Origin of the sequence: Marinobacter salexigens (genome assembly GCF_018860765.1) — a bacterium.
GTDB lineage: Bacteria > Pseudomonadota > Gammaproteobacteria > Pseudomonadales > Oleiphilaceae > Marinobacter > Marinobacter salexigens_A.
This window is the reverse complement of sequence record NZ_JAHKPV010000001.1, coordinates 244,473-265,250: the sequence shown is the minus strand read 5'-3', so window position 1 is coordinate 265,250 and position 20,778 is coordinate 244,473. Positions and strand designations below refer to the sequence as shown.

The window sequence follows — 20,778 nt, the reverse complement described above, 5'->3', positions numbered from 1 at the left end:
GAATGTCCGCCGGTGGGACACCGGCGGACGGAAGAAGTGCAGTATTAGTTTTTCTGCACGTCTTCTAGGTCTTTCTTGAACTGGTTGAGCAGGTCTTTACCGCCCTGACCAGTCATCTCAATGAACTTCTTCTCAACCTGCGGCGCCCGTGCCTTGAACGCTTCTATCTGCTCGTCATTCAGTCGAGTTACAGTAACCTCGTCACTGGCCGCTTGAATTTTAGCGAGCGCTTCGTCTGCTAAGCCATCAATGTGAGTGATGATTTTTTCAAAGGCGTAATCTGCAGCGTCCTGAATGAGCTTTTTGTCTTCCTTAGGCAGGCCGTCGTAGAAGTTTTTATTGGCCATCGCAGCAGTAGTGAACCAGCCATGACCGGTATAGACCAGATTCGGGGATACTTCATAGAGCCCGCCGGACTCGATCCAGAAAATCGGGTTTTCCTGACCGTTAATCATGTTGGTTTGAAGTGCACCGTAAACTTCACCCCACGGCAGCGGTGTGGGTGTTGCGCCGAACGCGGAATAGGTTTCTGACAGAAGTGGGTTGGTCATAACCCGGATCTTCTTATTCTTCATGCCTTCAGGAGTGGTGACAGGCTCGTCAAGAGTGATAACAAACTCACCTTCTGGGTACATCTGCAGAAGCTCAAGGTCGTTTTCAGCATAGAGCTTTGGAAAATCTTCGTTGATGGCCTTACTTTCACGGAAGAACTCGATAACCGTGTTGATGTCGGTGGGCATCAGATAAGGAATGAAGAAAATCTGAGCTTCAGGAATCAAGGCACCTGTGAAACCAGGTGACTGGTTTACAAAGTTGAGGATGCCCGCCTGCGTTTGTTCCATGATGTCATCAGACTCGCCGAGTTCACCAAAACGATATATTTGTAGGGTGTGATCGGAGTTGTCTTCGATATATTCCTTAAATTTGTATGCGTATACATCCTGTACGTCGCCTTCATATTCTTCGTGAGCATAGCGCCAGTTGGCGGCATTCACGGAGTTTGCTGCGGTCATAGCCGCGAAAGCGAACGCTGAAATTCCGGCCAGTTTCTTGAATTTACTCATGCTACTCATCGGGTTTTCTCCGTTCGTTTTTTTTCAGACATTTATTGTTACATTACTAAAGACTGGCAAAACTTGTCGACTTTCGCAAGAAATTGACCGATTTGGTTTATTTTCGAGCAGCGCCTATTGAATGAAGGCCGATCCTTGCCAAAAAGGCTCGGAACTCTTCGGTAATTCGTTCAAGACTGTTTGCGAGGCGGTGGCCATCGGGCAACACCAGCGCTGGGAGTGCCTGTTGCCGGGCCAGTTCCATCACTGGCATTGGCGGCACCACATCATCATCCCATCCGTGGATAATTTGTACGTGTTTGGCCTGAATGCGAGGGCTGGATTGTGGGTAGTCAGGCATAGCCAAAGCAGGTGCGAGTAGAAAACACCCGAGAACGGCCCTCTGCGCACTGGTTTGGGCGCAGACCCAGCCACCCATGCTGGACCCGGCAAGAATAATCTTGTCCGGGCTCGCGCCACTGGTAGAAATCGCTTCTTGCATTTGGTCAAGACGAACGTCCGGATCTTTGCTGCTGCGGTGGTCAATGGCGTGGGCCTGAACCTGTTCAAAAGACTCAGCTACCGCTTTCAGGGCCTGAATTTTAGTGCCGCCAGGGCCGCTCTCAAGACCGTGAGACAGAAAAACGTGGGTGATGTTTTTTTTCATAGTGGCTTAACCCCTTCGGGTTTCATCAAGTATATCGAGTGCACGGCGGCGCTTTTCCGGATCATGAATGTCCACTGTGAACATCACCTCATCCACCGTTGCGTTCGCCAGCAAGGCATCAAGCTGGCTCCGGATAGCTGCGGCATCGCCGAGCAGCTGAAGCGCCAGAAAATCCTTCACTCCAGCCCGCTCACCTGCATTCCACAATCCATCCATGGACTCAACGGGCGCCTTCATCCATAGAGGTTGTCCACGAAAAAGCGCGAGGATGCGCTGGTAACTGGTGGTTGCCAAGTATTTTGCTTCTTCCACTGTGTCAGCAGGCACGGCAGGAACCGCTAGAACGGTGTAAGGGTGTTGCAGTTGTTCGGAGGGTTGGAAGTTGTCTCGGTACACCGCTAGGGCTTCGCGGTAAAGGCGCGGAGCAAAGTGCCCTGCAAAGGCATAGGGTAGTCCCCGCATGGCCGCAAGTTGGGCGCTATAAAGGCTGGAACCCAGTAACCAAATGGGTACATTGGTGCCAGCACCGGGAATGGCTTTGACCGCTTGACCTGGCTTTAGGGGCCCAAGCAGTGATTGCAACTGTGCCACGTCTTCTGGAAACTGCTCGGCGCTCAAGCCATCCCGGCGCAGGGCGCGAGCTGTAATCGGATCTGTGCCCGGGGCTCTGCCAAGGCCCAAATCGATACGGCCGGGGTAAAGGCTTTCCAGAGTTCCAAACTGCTCGGCAATCACCAACGGTGGGTGGTTGGGCAGCATTACACCGCCGGAACCAACTCGAATAGTTTGGGTTTGACCGGCAATATGGCTAATTAGTACCGATGTGGCAGAACTGCTGATGCCCTCCATATTGTGATGCTCAGCCAGCCAAAATCGTTTAAAACCGAGCTTTTCAGCGTGCTGGGCATAGGCCACGCTGTTCGCCAGCGTTTTGCCCACGGAGTCGCCTTCGCGAACCGAAGCAAGTTCGAGTAGTGAGTAGTCAGGTTGGTTGCTCATAATGCTAGGATAGCACTTGAAGCCTGTGCTACCCCAAGCCATCTCAAATTGGGTGGGACACTAGTATTCGTGTAATGCATGCCCACTAATGTGAAGGAAGCGATTGTGCAGCAAAGCGCCTATTACGAAGACGACACCACGCTGGCCCAGTATCTGGAGTTTCACTTTGGTGAACAGTGGCACGGTGAGGCCAATTTTCCGAAAGGACTGGCAAAGGTGGCGCTGGATGCCATGGACGGTCGCACTTTGGGTCGGGCTTTGGATATTGGCTGCGCCTGTGGGCGCACCAGTTTTGAGCTGGCGTGGGTATTTGCCCATGTGGACGGTATCGATTTTTCCCACAAGTTCGTCGAGCAATGTCAGGTGATGGCCCGGGACAAGGTGGTTCGCTACGCTCGTCCGGAAGAAGGAGCGCTGGTGAGCTATCAGGAGCGCTCTCTGGCGTCACTCGGCCTTGAAGATACCGCCGGGAGAGTGGCCTTCCACCAGGGGGACGCCTGCGACCTGAACCCTCAGTTCACCGGGTATGATCTGGTTCTGGCAGGTAACCTGATCGACCGGCTCTATGATCCCGCTCTTTTTCTGACTCGCATTCACGAGCGACTCAATGAGAACGGGCTACTGCTGATTGCCTCACCTTACACCTGGCTGGAAGACTATACGCCAAAGGAAAAATGGGTGGGCGGCTTCGAGAAAGACGGGGAAGACTACACCACCCTCGACGGGCTGCGTGACATGCTGGCACCGCACTTTGCGCTGGCACTGGAATCCAGAAGCCTGCCATTTGTTATCCGCGAGACGCGCAACAAGTTTCAGCACAGTTTTTCGGAGCTAACGGTTTGGCAGAAGATTAGCTCCTGATCAGGTTTTTTACTGCATTTTAAACCCTTTTCCCTGCAGAAAGTCTTTCATGTGCGGCCGCAGTTTGGTGGTGAACAGGGGCTTGAGTTGCTCTGACCAGTTCGTGTCCTTGTTGCCGCCGGTGCGCTCCAGATAATACCTCTTCATGGTCTCGTCGAAGTGCGCAACCTGTGCTTCATCCTGTTCGTCCTGATAATAATCTTCTTTGAGGATGGTCTCTACCGGCAACCGGGGCTTCACCTCCGGGTTCTGGTCGGGATAACCGAGGCACATCCCGAACACCGGGTATACGTGCTCTGGCAGGCGGAGAATCTCACTGATGTCGGCAGGGTTGTTCCTTATTCCGCCAATATAGCAAATCCCCAGACCTTCGGACTCAGCCGCAGTGGCAACGTTCTGAGCCATGAGTGCAGTATCGACACTGGCAATCAGCAATTGCTCTGTCATACCGCGAACCACCTCGGCACCAGCCCTTTCAGCCGCTTCTGTGGATCGTTTCATATCGGCACAGAACACCAGGAAATCCGAGCACTCGGCAACATAGGTCTGTCCACCGGCCAGGGCTGCGATCTTCTGCCTGTTTTCCGGATTAACCACGTGAATCACGGAATAGGCCTGGACGTGGCTTGAGGTAGCGGCACTCTGGCCGGCACGAATAAGCTCTACGAACAGCTCGCGGGGAATCTTGCGCTCTGTGAACTTACGAATCGAGCGATGGGAATTCAGTAGTTCGATGACGGGATTCATGATGCCTCGCATTGAGCTGTATGATGTTTTGTGTAACCGCGTCGCTAACACCCTGAAAAAGTGATCCTACTGGCCGGAAAACGCAGCTGGTCGCTTGGCGAGAAACGCCGATACACCTTCCTCGAAATCGCCTGTGTGCGCAATTTTGAGGAAAGCCTGTCTTTCAGCCTCAAGTTGTTGGGCCAGGGATCGGCCAGCTGCCTGATCAACGAGTTGGCGAAAGGCGCCAAAAGCCTTGGTCGGGCCGCTGGCAACGCGCTTGATCGTGGTTGCCAGAATTTCGTCATAAGAATCTGAGGGCGCGATACTGGTTATCAAGCCCCAGTCTTTGGCTTCCTGAGCACTGAGCTGTCGGCCAAGTATCATCATTTCAGCGGCCCGGGTAGCGCCTGCCTTGTGTGGCAGAAACCAGGTGCAGCCGCAGTCTGGCACCGCACCTATACCGTTATAGGCGATAAGAAACTTCGCTCGGTCTTCCGCCACGACTATGTCTGCCATCAGTGCCAGACTTAGACCAGCGCCGGCAGCCGGGCCCTTCACTGCGGCAATCATCGGCGCGCCGATACTCCGCAACAGAAGGATCGCTTCGTTGAGTGGCACTAGCAAGCCGTTAATAAAATCTCTGATCTGTTCTTTAGTGCCTGCCATGCTGGCAACATCGCCACCCGCCATGAATGACCTCCCGGAACCTGTCAGCACAATACAGCGTAGCCCTGACTGGCTGTGCAGCGTTTTTACTGCCGCCAGAAATGCCTCCGCCATGGGTATGCTGAGCGCATTGAGTACTTCGGGGCGGTTAAACGTCAAGGTTGCTACACCGGTTTGGGCGTCAAATTCGGAGATTAACGGGCTGGTTGTCATGGTTCTGGATTCCGTCGCAAAGCCTGTTCGAACATTCTTGGAACAGACTGTCTTGGTTTTTGTGATGAAATTAGGCTACTTTATTCTTGCTCAGGAAGATAACCTGACGTTGACGTAAACAACAATAAACATAATCGCTCATGTGCGGGGAATAATGTCCAGTATCCTCGAAATCAGTAATCTTTCGCTTTCGTTCGGTGGTGTCAAAGCACTGCAGGATGTGAGCTTTCGCGTGCCTGAAAATACGGTTACCACGGTAATTGGGCCGAACGGAGCCGGCAAAACGTCGCTGTTCAATTGCATTTCCGGGTTTTACAAGCCCCAGCAGGGCACGATTCGTTATCAGGGCGAGGTGCTTGCAGGGGTAAAGCCACCTGTCCGCGCCGCCATGGGGCTTGCGCGTACCTTCCAGAATATTGCCCTGTTCCGGGGTATGACCGTGCTCGACAACATCAAGCTGGGTGCCCACGTGCACATGAAAAGTGGCCTGCTAGGCTCACTGGCTTACTTTGGTGCGGCTCGCCGTGAGGAAATGGCAGTGCGCAGCCATGTGGAACAGCACATTATTGATTTTCTTGAGATTGACCACATCCGCCGCCAACCGGTAGCCAGCTTGTCCTACGGGCTACAGAAACGTGTGGAGTTGGCTCGTGCGCTGGCCATGCGGCCCAAAGTGCTCATGCTGGATGAGCCTGTTGCCGGAATGAACCGGGAAGAAAAGGAGGATATGGCGAGGTTTATTCTCGACATTCGCGAAGAATGGGGCGTGACCGTGCTAATGGTTGAGCATGATATGGGCATGGTCATGGATATTTCCGATCATATTGCGGTACTCAACTTTGGCCAGGTTATAACGGAAGGCCTCCCCGAGGAGGTACAGAAAAATCCGCAGGTCATCGAAGCGTATCTGGGGACCAGTGATATGGACAGCCTGCGCAAGAAGCTGAATCCAGAACAGGAGGTGGCTTGAATGGACTGGTTATTTTTCGGGGAAATCAGTCTGGCAGGCCTGGCCATGGGCGGCCTCTATGCTCTGATCGGGTTGGGATTTGTGATCATCTACAAAGCCACCCGGGTTATTAACTTCGCCATTGGCGAAATCATGATGTTCGCTGCGTACCTGTTTCTTGCCTTTGCCGGCGGTATGGAAATGTCCCCCTGGGTAGCTCTGCCGCTGGCAGTGCTTGGCGGGAGCCTGCTGGGTGGTGTGATTGAAAAGATAATGATTCGCCCGATGCTGGGAGAGTCATCCATCTCCGTGGTCATGGTGACTATCGGTATTGCCAGTATTTTGGTGGGGGTGGTGGAGATGATCTGGGGTGCAGATCCGCAGCTTTTGCCAAGTTTTTTACCTCGAAAACCTGTGTTTATCGGGGAGATGTACCTGGCGCCCAAGATTGCTTACGGCTTCCTCATTGGCGCAGCCCTGCTCATCGTTTACCTGTTGTATTTCCGCTTTTCCCGAGGTGGCGTGGCGTTGCGGGCGACCGCCTCAGATCAGGCGGCCGCTTATTCAATGGGCATTAACGTACGCCGGGTGTTCAATCTGGCCTGGGTGTTTGGCTCGCTTGCGGCGTCGCTTGCGGGTGTCCTGGTGGCGGCAACCGGTGGCCTGAGCCCGCAGTTCGGCGCTATCGGCCTCAGTGTTCTGGTGGTGGTGATTGTCGGCGGGCTCGACAGTATTGTCGGTGCCTTGATTGCCGGTGTCTTTATTGGTTGGCTGGAAACAGTGGCAGGCGCGTATCTGGGCGGCGAGTACCGAATGCCGGCTACGTTCGCGGTATTGGCCGTCATTCTGGTTTTCCGACCCTATGGCCTTTTTGGCACCCACGAAATAGAGCGAGTTTAAGATGCGCATCGGTGACGCCAAACAGAGCTATGAGGCCGACGAGGCCATCCTGACCAGTAGCACACAGAAAATCTGGTTTGCACTTTTCCTCTTTGCTCTGCTGTTGTTCCCGTTTATGGCAGACGCTTACCTGTTGTATCTGGGTTGCCTGGTCGGCATTGCGGTTATCAGCACCACGGGGCTGAATATTCTCACGGGTTTTACCGGGCTGATTTCTCTCGGGCAGGCCGGGTTTATGGGAGTGGGGGGCTACACCGTGGCCTGGTTGTCCGCGAACACGGGATTACCCTTTCCGGTCACGCTGTTATTAGCCGGGCTGCTTGCGGCGGCGGTCGGTATTCTTGTCGGGCTTCCATCCCTCAGGGTAAAAGGTCTGTATCTGGCGATTGCTACTTTGGCCGCAAGTGTTTTCCTGCACTTTATCTTTGCTGAGTGGGAGTCTGTGACCGGCGGCATGGGGGGCTTGAGCCTGGAGCCTGCGCACTTGTTCGGGCTGACGTTCCAGAGTGATTTCGGGATGTACTTCATCATTGTGCCTCTGGCAGTGCTGATGGTACTTGCCGCCAAAAATGTGTTCCGTACCCGCATCGGCCGAGCGTTTATCGCCATCCGCGACAGAGATATTTCGGCCGAAATTCTTGGCATCAATCTACTGCATTACAAGTTGATGTCCTTTGCTCTCAGCTCGTTTTATGCGGGCGTTGCCGGCGGTTTGTTTGCTTATTTTTTCCGGGTTGTCACGCCCGAAAGCTTTCCGCTATCCATGTCCATTTTCTATCTGGCAGCCGTTATTGTGGGCGGCATGGGCAACCTGCTGGGGGGCATCCTCGGAGCAGCGTTCATGACGCTGATTCCGGAGGCACTAAAGCTCCTTACCGCAGCCCTGACCCCGTTTTATCCGAACGCTCCGATATTCATGTCGCCGATGCTTGAGATCATCTTCGGTGCCCTGATCGTCGGTTTCCTTATTTTTGAACCGCATGGGCTGGCGGAGATCTGGCACCGCATACGGCGCTTTTTCAGTTTATGGCCCTTCAAGAACTAGTGGATTTAACAACAAGAAGCCGCAAGGAGAATAAACATGTTCAAAAGCATCCTCAGCAAAGGCCGCAGGCTCGCAGGTATCGGCAGTATTGCCGCTGCTCTGGTGGCCGCGGCACCCGCGGTGGCGCAGGATAAAGATCCCATTGTATTCGGTGGCTCCATCCCGCTGTCTGGTGTGTTCGCCTTTGCCGGCGTGCACCTCCATGCCGGCCTGACCGACTATACGACCTGGATCAACAGTCAGGGCGGTATCAACGGACACCCGGTCAAGTACGTAATGGAAGACACCGGCTATGAAGTGGACCGTTCCGTGGCCGCCTTCAAGAAAATTACCGGCAGTAACACGGTTCCGGTCTATTACGGTGACAGTACCGGGTTTATGAAAACCATTGCTTCAGAACTGAACAGCAGAGGCACCACACTCATGAGTGGCGCTTCTTTTGCGACTGCACTGACAGATAACGAACAGTACCCGAATCAGTTCGTACCAGGCCCTAACTACACCCAAATGTTCGGAATTATTCTTGAGTACATTGCGACTCAGGGAAAAGACGGTGAGAAGCCGACCGTTGCCTTTGTATACAGCGATACCGAATTTGGTAAGGACCCCATTGAAAACGGGAAGGCCAAAGCGGCCGAGATGGGTATCGAAGTTGTCGAGGAAATTGTCACCAAGCCCGGCAGCGTGGACGTATCTGCAGAAGTTCTGAAAATGCGCCGGGCACGCCCGGACTTTGTCGTATTCCATGGCTACGTGCTGTCGCCCATAAACGAGTTCATGGTGCAGATGCGTCAGATGGGGCTGGATACCCAGTTCATGGGTACTTTCTGGTCTTCTGATAAGCTCATCATCAACAAAATGGGTGAGGATGCCGATGGCTACATGGGCGTTATGCCATACAACTACTATGACAGTGCTGAAGGCGGGCCGATGCTCGACGCACTGCGAGCCACCGCAGAGAAAAGCGACCCGGATGCCGGATATCGCCCGACCGGTTATATGCAGGGCTGGTTTAACGCCATGGTCTGGACGGAAGTCATCAAGCGCACCATGGACGCGGGTAAAGAGCTGACCGCAGAGAATATGGCCGAGTCCCTTGCTTCGATTAAAGACTGGGACACCGGTGGCATTATCGGCATTCCGGTTACTGCGCATGACATGTCTTTCCCGGTTGGTCGCATCTGGCGTGTGAATGCGAAAGAAGGCCGCTACGAGCCCGTATCTGACTGGATTCACCTCGACTGAGACGCTCTATGGAAGCCTTGCTGGAAATCGATAACATAGAAGTGGTTTACAACAAGGCGGTGCAGGTCCTTCGGGGCCTGTCGCTGCGTGTCCCTCGCGGCGCCATTGTGGCGCTGCTGGGTTCCAATGGTGCTGGCAAGTCCACCACACTGAAAAGTGTGTCTGGGTTGCTGGCTCTTGAAGATGGCGAAGTGACCGCTGGAGAAATCCGCTTCAAGGGCGAGTCTTTAAAAGGACGGGCGCCGGAAAAACTGGTTCGCGACGGCCTGTTCCATGTGATGGAGGGGCGCCGGGTTTTTGAAGATCTCACCGTAGAGGAAAACCTCGTTGCGGCAACATACGCCCTCAGTGGCCGTAAAACGTCGCTGGACGATGCCTATGAGCTGGTTTACGACTATTTCCCCCGGCTCAGAGAGCGTCGCAAGCAGCTTGCGGGCTACCTGTCGGGTGGTGAACAGCAGATGTTGGCTCTTGGCCGTGCGCTGATCGCTCAGCCAGAACTGATCATGCTGGATGAGCCCTCTCTGGGCCTGGCTCCGCAATTGGTTGAAGAAATATTTACCATTATTGCCCGTATAAACCGCGAACAGGGCACGGCAATACTATTGGTAGAACAGAACGCGGCGGTGTCGCTGGCCATTGCGTCTTATGGTTACATCATGGAAAACGGAAAAATTGTGATTGATGGCCCTGCCGACAAGCTGTCATCCAACGAGGATGTACAGGAGTTTTACCTCGGTGTGGGTGGCAAAGAAGGAGAGGCCCGCAGTTACCGGGATATCAAACACTACAAACGCCGTAAGCGGTGGCTGTCATGACAACACCGCAGATTCGTGATCTTACGCTTGTACAAATGCTCCGGGCCCATGCACAAGAGCGGCCGGATATGTTGGCGCTTCGCCAGAAAGACTTTGGTATCTGGCAAGCCTACTCCTGGCAGGACTATTATCTGCGTGCCCGCCACTTTGGTTTGGGCCTGCGAGCGCTCGGTCTTTCCGAAGGCGGACATGTTGCCATTCTTTCGGAAAACCGGGTGGAGTGGGTTATCGCCCAGATGGGCATTGGCCTGGTAAAGGGTATCTGCGTGGGGGTCTATCCTACCAGCCCCTGGAATGAAGTGGCTTACGTGCTTGAGCACAGCGATGCAGAAATGGTGGTGTGCGAAGATCAGGAACAAACCGACAAGGTTCTGGAAGCCTGGCCGCAGTTGCCGCAACTGAAACACAATATTGTTATTGACCCGAAAGGATTGCGTTCTTATCCGGAGCCGCCCTCGTCGTTCGAAGACATTGAAAAGATGGGGCAGGAATTCGAGAAAAACCATCCCGGGCTGATTGACGAGTTGCTCGATAGCCAGCAGATGGACGACATTGCCCTGATGATTTATACCTCGGGCTCTACCGGTCGACCTAAAGGTGCCATGATCAGTTGGGGCAACCTGCATGCTGGTGCGCCCGGGCTTGTAGAACTCCTGGGGGTTGATCAGCACAGCACCAGCCTGTCCTATCTGCCGTTATGCCATGTGGCAGAGCAGGCACTGACCAATATTGCGCCTGTCTATGTGGGCAGTGCGGTGAGTTTTGGCGAGAGCCTGCGCACAATCCAGGAAGACCTTCGCGAAATTGCACCTACGTTTTTTCTGGGCGTTCCGCGAATCTGGGAAAAGCTCCATTCCGCTATTTATATAAAAATGCAGGAGACGGGCCGTTTTCGGCAGAGGCTTTTTAACAGAGCCATGAAAGCCTGTGAGCCGATGGCGACCAAGCCCAAAGCCAAGTGGAGCCTTGGTGAGCGGTTGACCTATAGCGTTTACTACTGGCTTGTATTCCGTGCCTTGCGGAATTTTATCGGATTGCGCCGATGCACCATCGCGCTGACCGGGGCGGCGCCCATTTCAACAGGTGTTCTACAGTTCTTCCGTACTTTGGGTGTGCCTTTGGTTGAGGTTTTTGGTCAGACCGAGAGCACCGGTGTTGCAACGGCTCAACGTCTGGACAAAGTGTGCCTTGGCACGGTCGGTACGGCGGTTTCCGGGCTTGAGGTGACACTGGGTGAGCACGATGAAATACTCATGCGGGGCGGAACGGTCTTCAAAGGGTACTACAAAAATGATGAAGCAACGGAGGCTACTCTAAGAGACGGCTGGCTGCACACTGGCGATGTGGGTGAATGGCAGGATGGGCAACTGAGAATCGTTGACCGCCTCAAGGACATCATGATTACCGCTGGCGGTAAGAATCTCTCTCCCACGGAGATTGAAAATACGATTAAGGCGAGCCCATACATCAAGGAATGCATTGTCATCGGTGAGGCCCGGAAATATGTTTCAGCGTTGATTCAGGTGGATTTTGAAACTGCGGCAAAATGGGCCGAGCAGGAGCGAATTGCCTACACCACGTTCCGTAGCTTGACCGAGCATGAGAAGGTGCAGGAACTGATTCAGGCAGAGGTGGATAAGGGTAACGGTAGACTGCCGCAAGTGGCCCAGATCAAGCGCTTTCACCTGCTGAGTAAAGAGTTGGATCACGACGATGACGAAGTGACTGCCACCATGAAAGTACGCCGTAGCAAAATCTATGAGAAATACGCCGAAGTGATTGAATCATTGTATAGCTGACCAAGTTCCAAATCAGTTTTTGGGGAGAATAGGGGGTATATGGAGAAGGGTACCTGTAAACGACATTAATCAAGTCGACTTGACGGAAGCTATGGTTTGCGAGGTGCACTTTGATTGATAATGTGCGCCCCTAACTTTTGAGCCAGGTGTCATGACCGAAAATCACAGTTCTGAAAAGCTTCCCGTCCGGCGTTGCTGCACGCAAGCAACCGCCTCCCGTAATCTCGTCGCGAAAATGACTTTGCTCATCTTCGCGATTTTTTCTTTTGGGTTCAGTGCATTTGCCAGCGCCGCCGAATCCGGCGCCCAGAGCCTTACCCACCATCCGGTGGGTTACATTGCGGTTGTTATCTTCGCTATTGCTTATGCGTTCGTCATGCTTGAAGAAAAGCTGCACCTACGCAAGTCCAAGCCGGTGCTTCTGGCAGCGGGCTTAATCTGGTTTCTAGTCGCTGGCGCGGCGGCTATGAACGGCGATACCGAGAGCGCTAATGCGGCTTTGAAGCATAATTTGTTGGAATACTCTGAGCTGCTGCTATTTTTGCTAGTGGCTATGACGTACATAAATGCCATGGAGGAACGCCAGCTTTTCGACGCATTGCGTGGCTGGTTGGTTAGCAAAGGCTTTAGCTATCTCAGCCTATTCTGGATTACTGGTGTGTTGGCATTCTTCATCTCGCCCATTGCCGACAACCTAACTACAGCATTACTGATGTGTGCAGTGTTGATGAAAGTGGGTGAGGACAGCCCGCGTTTTATCGGCCTTGGTTGTATCAATATCGTGGTGGCGGCGAATGCGGGTGGAGCTTTTTCACCGTTCGGAGATATCACTACACTGATGGTCTGGCAGAAAGGCGTCGTGGAGTTTACTGAGTTTTTCCGATTGTTCGTTCCTTCTGCTGTCAACTTTCTGGTGCCAGCCGTGATCATGAGTTTTGCCATTCCCAATGAGCCACCCAAAGATACATCAGACCCTGTGATCATGAAGCGCGGTGCCCGTCGCACCGTGGCATTATTTCTCCTCACCATCACGACTGCGGTGTTGGGCCACAACTTCCTGCACCTGCCAGCTGTGGTTGGTATGATGATGGGTTTGGCTTATCTGCAGTTCCTGAGCTATTACCTGCAACTGAGCTTCAAGCGAGGTGTGGCCCGTGAACGGGTGTGGGCTGAAAATCACAAGAACACCCGCCTGCTTGAACGGCTCGACAAAGCGGTACCCTTCGACATTTTCAACCCGATGGCGCGCACAGAGTGGGATACACTGCTGTTTTTCTACGGTGTGGTGCTTTGTGTAGGCGGGCTTGGTTACATCGGTTACCTTGCCGAGGTATCTCAGGTCCTGTATAGCGACTGGAACGCCACCGGCGCCAACATTGCGGTAGGTGTTATGTCAGCGATTGTTGATAACATTCCGGTGATGTTCGCCGTACTCTCGATGGAGCCAGACATGTCCCACGGCCAATGGCTGCTGGTTACGCTTACGGCTGGCGTTGGCGGCTCCATGCTGTCCATCGGTTCTGCCGCCGGCGTAGCGCTGATGGGCCAGGCAAGAGGCTACTACACGCTCATGTCGCACCTGCGGTGGACACCGGTTATTGCACTGGGATACGCCGCGTCGATTGTCACGCACATGTGGTTGAACGCTAACCTGTTTTGATTGCCCTCACACGGAGCCCGTTCAGGGCTCCGTTATTGTTTCAGAGCGTTACTTTCGCCAAGTTTTGGAAACACGAACCTACCCTCAGAAGCCTAGTCAAAACCTTCAAAGGCTATCATTTTAAGAATTCGTCAGTGAAAAAAATGCCGTGAAAACCTTGCGACACAGCGCATTGAAGGAATTGCACAGAGGTTTGGTGTTTCTGATTGTCGTTTGTTCTCGCTTTGCTTATTGCTCATGAATAGTGTTGGTGGGACGCGTTGTTCATTTTTATCAAGAACGCGCCTGCGCAAAACTAACAATAAGCAAGAAGGGGACACCTATGCGTCATAGAACGAAGCTCTCAAAAATTTTCACGATCTCAGCATTAGCCAGCGGATTGCTGTTAGCAGGTTGTGGGGATGACGGTAAAGACGGCGAAGATGCCCAAAGCGTTGTTGGAACAACCACCTCTGGATTTGTAATTCCGGAAGGTGCCATCTTCGTAGCCCCGGATGTTGCAGACGGCGAGAATATCACCGAAGCGCTTTCTTTGGCCTTGTTTGAGGCCCCGGAAGATGCGTTGGTAGTGCTGCCGAAAGGCCGGTTTGTTGTGACAGAAAGTATTGTTGTGAATAGCGCAAGAGGGCTTACGATCGCTGGCTATGGTATGAATGAGACGATTCTCGATTTCAGCGCATCCAATGGCGACGACGCGTTTCGTTTTCAGGGCGGCAACGGTATTACCGTTCGAGATTTGGGTGTTTACGAGGCCCCTAAAAACGGCATCAAAACGACCAACGTAAACGGCATTCACATCACCAACACCGCGACCGTTTGGGAAGGCGAACTGGAATCAGATAACGGCGCCTATGGCCTGTACCCGCTGAAAAGCCAGAACGTGCTGATGGAAAACAACTACGCATATGGCTCGGCGGATGCGGGCATCTACGTTGGCCAGTCAGAGAACATCGTGGTGCGTAACAACACGGCGAAAAACAACGTTGCAGGTATTGAAATCGAAAACTCCAGCATGGCCGATGTTTACAACAACATTGCAGTTGGAAACTCTGGCGGTATTTTGTCGTTCGATTTGCCGGGGCTGGACAAAGCCTATGGTAGCAATGTGAGGATTTTCAATAACCAGATTTACGCAAACAACGCCGATAACGTAGGTGCAGGTGTGGTCGGTGCCGTGCCGCCTGGCACAGGGGTTATTATCCTTTCCTCCAGTGATGTGGAGGTCTACAACAACCAGATTACGGATAACGACACCACTGCAGTTGCTATTACCAGCTACTTCTTAATTGAGGATGATGTGGCGAGCTACCCGACGAGCTTCGGCGCAACCATAGCTGATGGTTGGAGCCCGATACTGAAGAACGTCTATCTGCACGACAACACGATCGCCCGTAATGGCGGAGCCCCACGTGGGGACCTACTAGCACCCATTATTGGTGGCTACACCTCTGATCAGAACAGCACAGGTATGGCGCAAACCTTCCCGGCTATCCTCTATGATGGCATCGGCGAGCTGCTGTCAAACACCACGGATCTTGCCGGGTTTAATATGATTGTGGGGGCAGATGCCGCTGCGGACGGTGTGAACTACGATCCGTATGGTCCTGAAGACCGGATTTGTGCGAACCGCAATATCAACGGCAATCCGGCGCCGGAGTATGAGGACGTTAACACTGGCTTAGTTTACCCAACCAGCCCTGCGGACGTGACACAGATTGATGCTGAGGGTAATCCGCTGCCTCACTTGTTGATTGATCAGATGGTCAACAATACCTACCTCAATTGCACCCAGCCGCGCTTGCCGCCTGCGGTGGTGAACTTCAGAAATAATATCTACGGTTGTACTGGGGATGATTTGGCGGAAGCGGCCTGCGCACTTTAATCAGGCCCTTTGAGCAGTAATCTACCTTGTAAGAGAGTCAATGCGGCATGTCATCGGAAAGCTTTGCCCCGGTGACATGCTGCGGCACGAGAGCATTACTTATGAGAAGTAACAATAAAACGACAATAGCGATTATGGCGGCCTCTTTGTTTTTGGCAGCGTGTGGCGGTAGCAGTAGTGACAGTGATGGCGGGGCTCCCGATGGTGGTACACCCCCGCCTGCCAGCAACGCACTGAATGCCGGAGCGGGCTCGCCGACGGGGGCAGAGGGAAGCTGCGATGCGACTACTTCTGGAGTTAACTGGAACGCGTTGATGAGCGAGGCGTGTCCCAAGCTGTCGGACTACAACCTGTTTACCAATGCCAGTGATCCGACTGCAGCACCAACTCGGGGTGGCGTTCCTTATGACTTGTCTACGGCTTTGTTCTCTGACTACACAAGCAAGTACCGTTTTATATTTGTGCCTGAAGGCAAATCAGTTAGTTACAACGCGTCGGAGGTGCTCGATTTCCCGGTAGGAACTGTCATCACCAAAACCTTTGCGTTACCCGAAAACACGTCCTTCCGTGATGGCGATGAGCAGGTTATTGAAACTCGGTTGCTGATCCACCGCACCAGTGGTTGGGTCGCGCTGCCCTATTACTGGTCGTCAGAATCCGACGCTACTCTGGCCATCGCCGGTAAGCGCCTGAACGGCCTCACAACCATAAATAATCAGGGGCAAGAGATTACGTTTGATTATTCGGTGCCAAATGCTGCGGATTGCAGTTCGTGTCACTCTATCGTGCCCAATCTGGCGGGTTCGGATGACGACCGCGGGCAGATTTTTCTGCCTATTGGCCCGAAGGCGCGCTACCTAAACAAAGACTATGCCTATGCCGATGGAACGGTATACAACCAGCTGCAATATTTGGCAGAAGGTGAGCTGCTAACGGGCTTGCCATTTGATATGCAGACTGTAGAGATGGCGCCAGTGTTCAATGATCAGGTGCCCGTTGCTTCGCTCAGTGGCGATGAATTAAACAGCGCTGCGCGAGCCTACCTCGACATTAATTGTGCCCACTGCCACCGGGCAGACCTAACGTTGCCAGTCGATTACGCTGGGCCTGCTGGTAGTAGTGGTGTGCAACTGGAGTACAACCGAGTTTATGCAGACTCTCCTAGCAAGTTCGGCGTTTGCAAAGAGCCGGTCGCTGGAGGAAAGGTGGGGTATCCATACGATGTCATTCCGGGCAGCCCGGATAATTCGTACTTGCTGTTCCGTATGTCGACTGACGATAACCGCCATAAAATGCCAGAACTTGCGCGCAATACCGTGCATCAAGAAGGTGTAGCGCTTGTAAGTAGTTGGATTAACCAATTGCCTTCGGCAAGTTGTTCGCCCGCACCTTAATGCTATGAAACTGTGTTATTCCGACGAAATTCGGTAGGCGTAGACTGCTTGATTTCTCGGAATGCACGGTTGAATGAGCTGAGAGTTCTGTATCCGACATCCAGCGCAATGTTGAGCACCGGCGTCTCCGGGGCTGAGACCAAGCGTTTTGAAGCTTCCGCAATTCGTAGTTGATTGATGTAATCGTTGAAGTTGCGATAACCCAATTGCTTGTTAATGAGTGCCCGGGTGCGGTACTCCGGGAGCTCCAGCTGTTCAGCTAGCATTTTTAGGGTTAGATGCTCTGTTCGGTAATAGCCTTGTTGCATAAGGCTGGAAAGGCGCTCTGCGTGTTCGAGCTGGATATCTGTCGTTTGAGGGGGGCTGTCGTTGACCGGGTCGCAGTGCTCGGGCTCAGCGGGCGGCGTGGGCCCCTGACGGAATGACAGTTCGTTGAACCTGCCTTGCAACAGAAAAGTGGCTATTGCGACACCGGCAATAGAGACCACCAGCGCCCGGTTTATCGCGTAAGCCGTACCCAAATTGAATGCCAACGCGACCAAGAGCACGGCGGTACCTGCGATAAAAAAAACGAGGGCCCTGAGCTTTCGGCGTGGCTCTACAAGGTCGGCAGGCCAGTCTGCGAGTACAACCCAGAAGCCGTTGGCGATGATAAAAAATTCAAATAACTCACCCAGTTCCCAGCCGAAAAACAGCAGCATGCCTTCGGCGCTTTGGTGGCTGATGAACAGTCTTGTTGTCCAGGGCGCAACAACGCTGTAAAGCGCCATCGCGCCCCAGCCTGACCGTAGATTGATACGCTGGCGGAATGTAGCCTGACAAAGCAGCCAAAATAAGGCTGGCACCATCACTTCCAGATTCAGGGTGAGCCATTGCCAACTAGGAGGGGTGAGCGGGTGGAGCAAGAACCCGGCGCTGGCAATGAGAAAAATCGCAAACACCCGCGCAGCGGATGAATGGTGTAATTCGTGGGTTGTGGTAATCAGTAGAATGACCAGACAAGCCAGACCAAAACCGGTCAAGATCAACATGCTTGGAGTACTCGGCGCTGTTATTGTTGTTTGCACTAAACGGATGCAAACATGTCACTCGGGCGCGCCAGTGTCAATTGCGGGTGGCAGGGGAGTCCCTTAATGCTGTGCCCGAGTGACCGGGTTTCAGCTCAATAGAGTCAGCTTGATACTTTTAGCACTACGGCATGGCCTTCTTCGTTGGACAACCCTAACTTAACCACGCTGCCCGGTTTGGTGCCTAGTAGTGCAAGGCCGAAGGGGGAACCTATGCATACGTTATCTTTTTCGCCGCCATGGCCGGTGCTGGAATCCGTTAAGCGGAAGGTGAGCACGGAAGAGTCCAAGCAGTTAATCAGCGTAACTGTGCTGCCAATCAACGCCGTATTTTTAGGCGATGTGACGGGGTTGCGGTAAATCCTTCCCAGCTTTGCGTTAAGTGTTTTGATATCACGTGAACCCAGGTTAAAACCTACATTCATCATCATGTCAGTATCTCTATCTACTAAGAATTCTGTTGTTGCGGGTACCACAAGCGTTTTGTCGATTGTGTTCTACAAAAACATAGGAAAGCTCGCGAGCACCGAATGGCGGGGCTCGCCGACTAATGGAAGGTAATCGAAAGTGGGATTAAAGAAACCATGGAAAGCTCCTTCATTGAGGTTGACGGCACCATAGCAGCTTTGGAATTAAAGGCAAGGATGTGTCTGCTTTTGCATGCGCAGGCTGTTGAGCAGAACACAGAGGCTGCTGAGTGACATGGCAATGGCGGCAATCACCGGCTGAATCCAGCCTATAACCGCCAGCGGTATCACCAGAGCGTTGTAGCCCACTGCCCAGAAGAGGTTCTGGTACATGAGTTTGCGCGCCCGCTGTGCCAATTGCAGGGTGACGGGCACTTTGTCGATGCATTCTGTGAGGTAGACTGCCGCTGCGGCACCCGTGGCGGATGCGGCGTTGCCGACGGCGATACCCAACCTGGCACCGGCCAGAGCCAAGCCATCGTTGAGGCCGTCACCCACAAATACGGTGGGAGTCTGTTTTTCCAGATTGTCGATAAAGCTGTGTTTCTGCTCGGGCGAGTACTCTGAGAGCACGTGCTCTGGTGCAATACCAAGGCGCTTGGCCAGATCGAGACAAGCCTTGCGGGTATCGCCACTGAGCAAATAGATGGCATAGCCCTGATGCACAAGCTGGCGGATCGTTGCTATCGACTCCAGTCTGAGGGTTTCGTGAAATCCAATCTTGCCTGCATAAAGCCCATTACAGGCCAAATGAACGCTCATTCCGGTATCTTCGCTTGGAGGTACCTTGACACCCTGTTCCCTTAGCCAGCTCGCGCGACCCGCCAGAGTGACATTTGCATCGCTCACCCAGCGCGTACCCGCACCGGTAATGCTTTCTCGTGTGCCCTCTGGAGCTGCTGCAAGTGGCGAGGCCAATTCCGTCATTAGACCTCGGGCAACGGGGTGCGTGGATTCCCTGAGCGTATCCTGTGCCAACTGCAATAGCTGCCTTTGGGTCCATTGGCCGACCGGCGTGATGCTGTCTACGCTGGGCTCGCCTGTAGTTAATGTGCCGGTTTTGTCGAATACAATCGCACCTACTTCGGCGGCAGCCTCAAGAGCCGCTGGATCCTGCAACACAATGCCGTGGTTGATCATATTGGCATGGCCCATGGTGATCACCAGAGGGATGGCCAAGCTGAGGGCGCAGGGGCAACTGATGATCATAACTGCTAGCCCACGGGCCGCTGCCTCTGGTACCGGAACGCCTTGAGCAAGGGCCAGGCCAACCGCCAGTGCGGCGGCAATTAGGATAACCGGTAAAAGAATGCGGGCAATGCGATCAGTGAGTCGCTGTAGAGTGGTTTTGCGGCTGAGCAAAGCGCTGATGGAGCGGGATAACCGGTCGATACGACGCTGGCCGGTGCTGGCGGTTATGACCAGTTCAAGCTCCCCTTCGAGCAACTGGCAGCCTGCTAGCAATTCGGCGCCCGGGCTAAGTGACTGCGGCATGTGCTCGCCCGTCAGCATGGCGAGATCGGCTTGACCTTGCCCATGCACAATCAAGCCATCCAGCGCCAATTGTTCACCGGCCCGGAGCACAATACGTTCGCCGGTTTTAATATCTGCGGCTGGCCAGGTTTCCAGTTTTCCTGTCGCGGTTCTTAGGGTGACCTGTTCGGGTACGTGCTGAAGATAGCGGCGGATGATTTCCGAGGCGCGCCGACGCACGCTGGTATCCAGTAATCTCGCGATTAGTTGGAAAGTGATCAGCATAACGGCGGCGTCGAAGTACACGTGATATCTGCCAGCGGTGAGTTGCCAAGCCGAGATTATGCAGGCCGCGAATACCGCCAGAAAGATCAGGCTATCTAGGCCCGGCGCACCTGCAATAAGGGTTCGCCAGCCCACCCGGTAGAAGTGGGAGCCTGAATAGAGCACAACTGGCGCAGCGAACAGGCCGCTGGCCAGCGCAAGTGGCCATAGAGCTTCCGACTCTACTGCACCCAGTGGAGCCAGATAAATCAGCAGGGCTGGCATCATGCACCACATGCCGAAAACCACTGCAACGGCGAGGCGACTTTGTAGATGCTTGCGCACCGACGCTGCTTGCAGCTTGCTGCGGTCTGGGTCAACCGAACTGTGCAAACGGTAGCCCAGGCGGGCAACAGCTTGCTGAAGCTCGGCCAAGGGCGGCTTTTCTCCATCCCAGCAAACCATGGCAACGTCTGCTGCGAAGTTGACAGCGGCGTCACTAACGCCCGGCTGTTTCTTCAATAAAGCTTCAACAGCGATAGCACAGCTTCCACAACGCATCCCCTCAACCATCAGGATGGTCTGGTTTTGCTCTTTCTGTGCTGTGCTCCCGTTGTTAGCGACCATT

At 53.6% G+C, this 20,778-nt stretch carries 18 protein-coding genes; 10 read left to right on the top strand and 8 right to left on the bottom strand.

From position 1 onward, the window contains the following. Nucleotides 1-44 precede the first annotated feature (44 nt). The 3 genes from KO508_RS01215 to KO508_RS01205 form a co-directional block, all read right to left on the bottom strand. Nucleotides 45-1,073 carry a TRAP transporter substrate-binding protein gene (locus tag KO508_RS01215; RefSeq protein ID WP_216006533.1) on the bottom strand — a complete coding sequence of 343 codons (1,029 nt, stop codon included), beginning with the start codon at nt 1,071-1,073 and terminating at the stop codon, nt 45-47. 97 nt (nt 1,074-1,170) lie between these two features. Further along, nucleotides 1,171-1,719 (bottom strand): YqiA/YcfP family alpha/beta fold hydrolase, encoded by a 549-nt coding sequence (locus KO508_RS01210; RefSeq protein WP_216006532.1) that lies wholly within the window; start codon nt 1,717-1,719, stop codon nt 1,171-1,173. 6 nt (nt 1,720-1,725) lie between these two features. Beyond that, nucleotides 1,726-2,718, bottom strand: a complete 993-nt coding sequence (locus KO508_RS01205) for an LLM class flavin-dependent oxidoreductase (protein ID WP_216006531.1) — start codon at nt 2,716-2,718, stop codon at nt 1,726-1,728. Nucleotides 2,719-2,796: 78 nt separating this feature from the next. Here KO508_RS01205 and KO508_RS01200 point away from each other — a divergent pair, with 78 nt between their 5' ends. Then, a complete protein-coding gene (locus tag KO508_RS01200; RefSeq protein ID WP_216006530.1) occupies nt 2,797-3,579 on the top strand; it encodes a putative 4-mercaptohistidine N1-methyltransferase in 783 nt (260 codons plus the stop codon). Nucleotides 3,580-3,588: 9 nt separating this feature from the next. On the opposite strand, the gene nfsA is transcribed toward KO508_RS01200, so the two are convergent. Both nfsA and KO508_RS01190 read right to left on the bottom strand, forming a co-directional pair. Continuing rightward, a complete protein-coding gene (gene nfsA, locus KO508_RS01195; protein WP_216006529.1) occupies nt 3,589-4,326 on the bottom strand; it encodes an oxygen-insensitive NADPH nitroreductase in 738 nt (245 codons plus the stop codon). A gap of 66 nt (nt 4,327-4,392) precedes the next feature. Continuing rightward, complete coding sequence (locus tag KO508_RS01190; RefSeq protein WP_216006528.1) at nt 4,393-5,187, bottom strand: enoyl-CoA hydratase/isomerase family protein; 795 nt, start codon at nt 5,185-5,187, stop codon at nt 4,393-4,395. A gap of 154 nt (nt 5,188-5,341) precedes the next feature. Between KO508_RS01190 and KO508_RS01185 the strand changes: the two genes are divergently transcribed. The 9 genes from KO508_RS01185 (at nt 5,342) to KO508_RS01145 (ending at nt 16,879) form a co-directional block, all read left to right on the top strand. Further along, the gene (locus tag KO508_RS01185; protein WP_216006527.1) at nt 5,342-6,157 is read left to right on the top strand and encodes an ABC transporter ATP-binding protein; all 816 of its coding nucleotides are present in this window, start codon (nt 5,342-5,344) and stop codon (nt 6,155-6,157) included. Continuing rightward, nucleotides 6,158-7,036 (top strand): branched-chain amino acid ABC transporter permease, encoded by an 879-nt coding sequence (locus KO508_RS01180; protein ID WP_216006526.1) that lies wholly within the window; start codon nt 6,158-6,160, stop codon nt 7,034-7,036. It begins immediately after the preceding gene. A 1-nt stretch (nt 7,037) separates the two neighbouring features. After that, nucleotides 7,038-8,081: a branched-chain amino acid ABC transporter permease gene (locus KO508_RS01175; RefSeq protein ID WP_216006525.1), complete on the top strand. Its 1,044-nt coding sequence runs from the start codon at nt 7,038-7,040 to the stop codon at nt 8,079-8,081. A gap of 36 nt (nt 8,082-8,117) precedes the next feature. After that, nucleotides 8,118-9,326, top strand: coding sequence for an ABC transporter substrate-binding protein (locus tag KO508_RS01170; RefSeq protein WP_216006524.1), 1,209 nt, complete (start codon nt 8,118-8,120; stop codon nt 9,324-9,326). Nucleotides 9,327-9,334: 8 nt separating this feature from the next. Continuing rightward, nucleotides 9,335-10,144: an ABC transporter ATP-binding protein gene (locus tag KO508_RS01165; RefSeq protein ID WP_216006523.1), complete on the top strand. Its 810-nt coding sequence runs from the start codon at nt 9,335-9,337 to the stop codon at nt 10,142-10,144. Further along, complete coding sequence (locus KO508_RS01160) at nt 10,141-11,943, top strand: AMP-dependent synthetase/ligase (RefSeq protein ID WP_216006522.1); 1,803 nt, start codon at nt 10,141-10,143, stop codon at nt 11,941-11,943. The genes KO508_RS01165 and KO508_RS01160 overlap by 4 nt, the downstream gene beginning before the upstream one ends. A gap of 151 nt (nt 11,944-12,094) precedes the next feature. Continuing rightward, a complete protein-coding gene (gene nhaD / locus KO508_RS01155; RefSeq protein ID WP_216006521.1) occupies nt 12,095-13,603 on the top strand; it encodes a sodium:proton antiporter NhaD in 1,509 nt (502 codons plus the stop codon). 322 nt (nt 13,604-13,925) lie between these two features. Further along, nucleotides 13,926-15,485: a parallel beta-helix domain-containing protein gene (locus KO508_RS01150; RefSeq protein WP_216006520.1), complete on the top strand. Its 1,560-nt coding sequence runs from the start codon at nt 13,926-13,928 to the stop codon at nt 15,483-15,485. Nucleotides 15,486-15,586: 101 nt separating this feature from the next. After that, on the top strand, nt 15,587-16,879 hold the full coding sequence (locus KO508_RS01145; RefSeq protein WP_216006519.1) for an SO2930 family diheme c-type cytochrome: 1,293 nt from the start codon (nt 15,587-15,589) through the stop codon (nt 16,877-16,879). A 2-nt stretch (nt 16,880-16,881) separates the two neighbouring features. Here KO508_RS01145 and KO508_RS01140 read toward each other — a convergent pair whose 3' ends face one another. The 3 genes from KO508_RS01140 to KO508_RS01130 all read right to left on the bottom strand — a co-directional run bounded on the left by KO508_RS01140 (nt 16,882) and on the right by KO508_RS01130 (nt 20,777). Then, nucleotides 16,882-17,910, bottom strand: a complete 1,029-nt coding sequence (locus tag KO508_RS01140; protein ID WP_216006518.1) for an AraC family transcriptional regulator — start codon at nt 17,908-17,910, stop codon at nt 16,882-16,884. 140 nt (nt 17,911-18,050) lie between these two features. Continuing rightward, on the bottom strand, nt 18,051-18,377 hold the full coding sequence (locus tag KO508_RS01135) for a GreA/GreB family elongation factor (protein WP_216006517.1): 327 nt from the start codon (nt 18,375-18,377) through the stop codon (nt 18,051-18,053). Between the two features lie 201 nt (nt 18,378-18,578). Next, entirely contained in the window at nt 18,579-20,777 is a 2,199-nt protein-coding gene (locus tag KO508_RS01130) for a heavy metal translocating P-type ATPase (protein ID WP_216006516.1), read from the bottom strand. Nucleotide 20,778 lies beyond the last annotated feature (1 nt).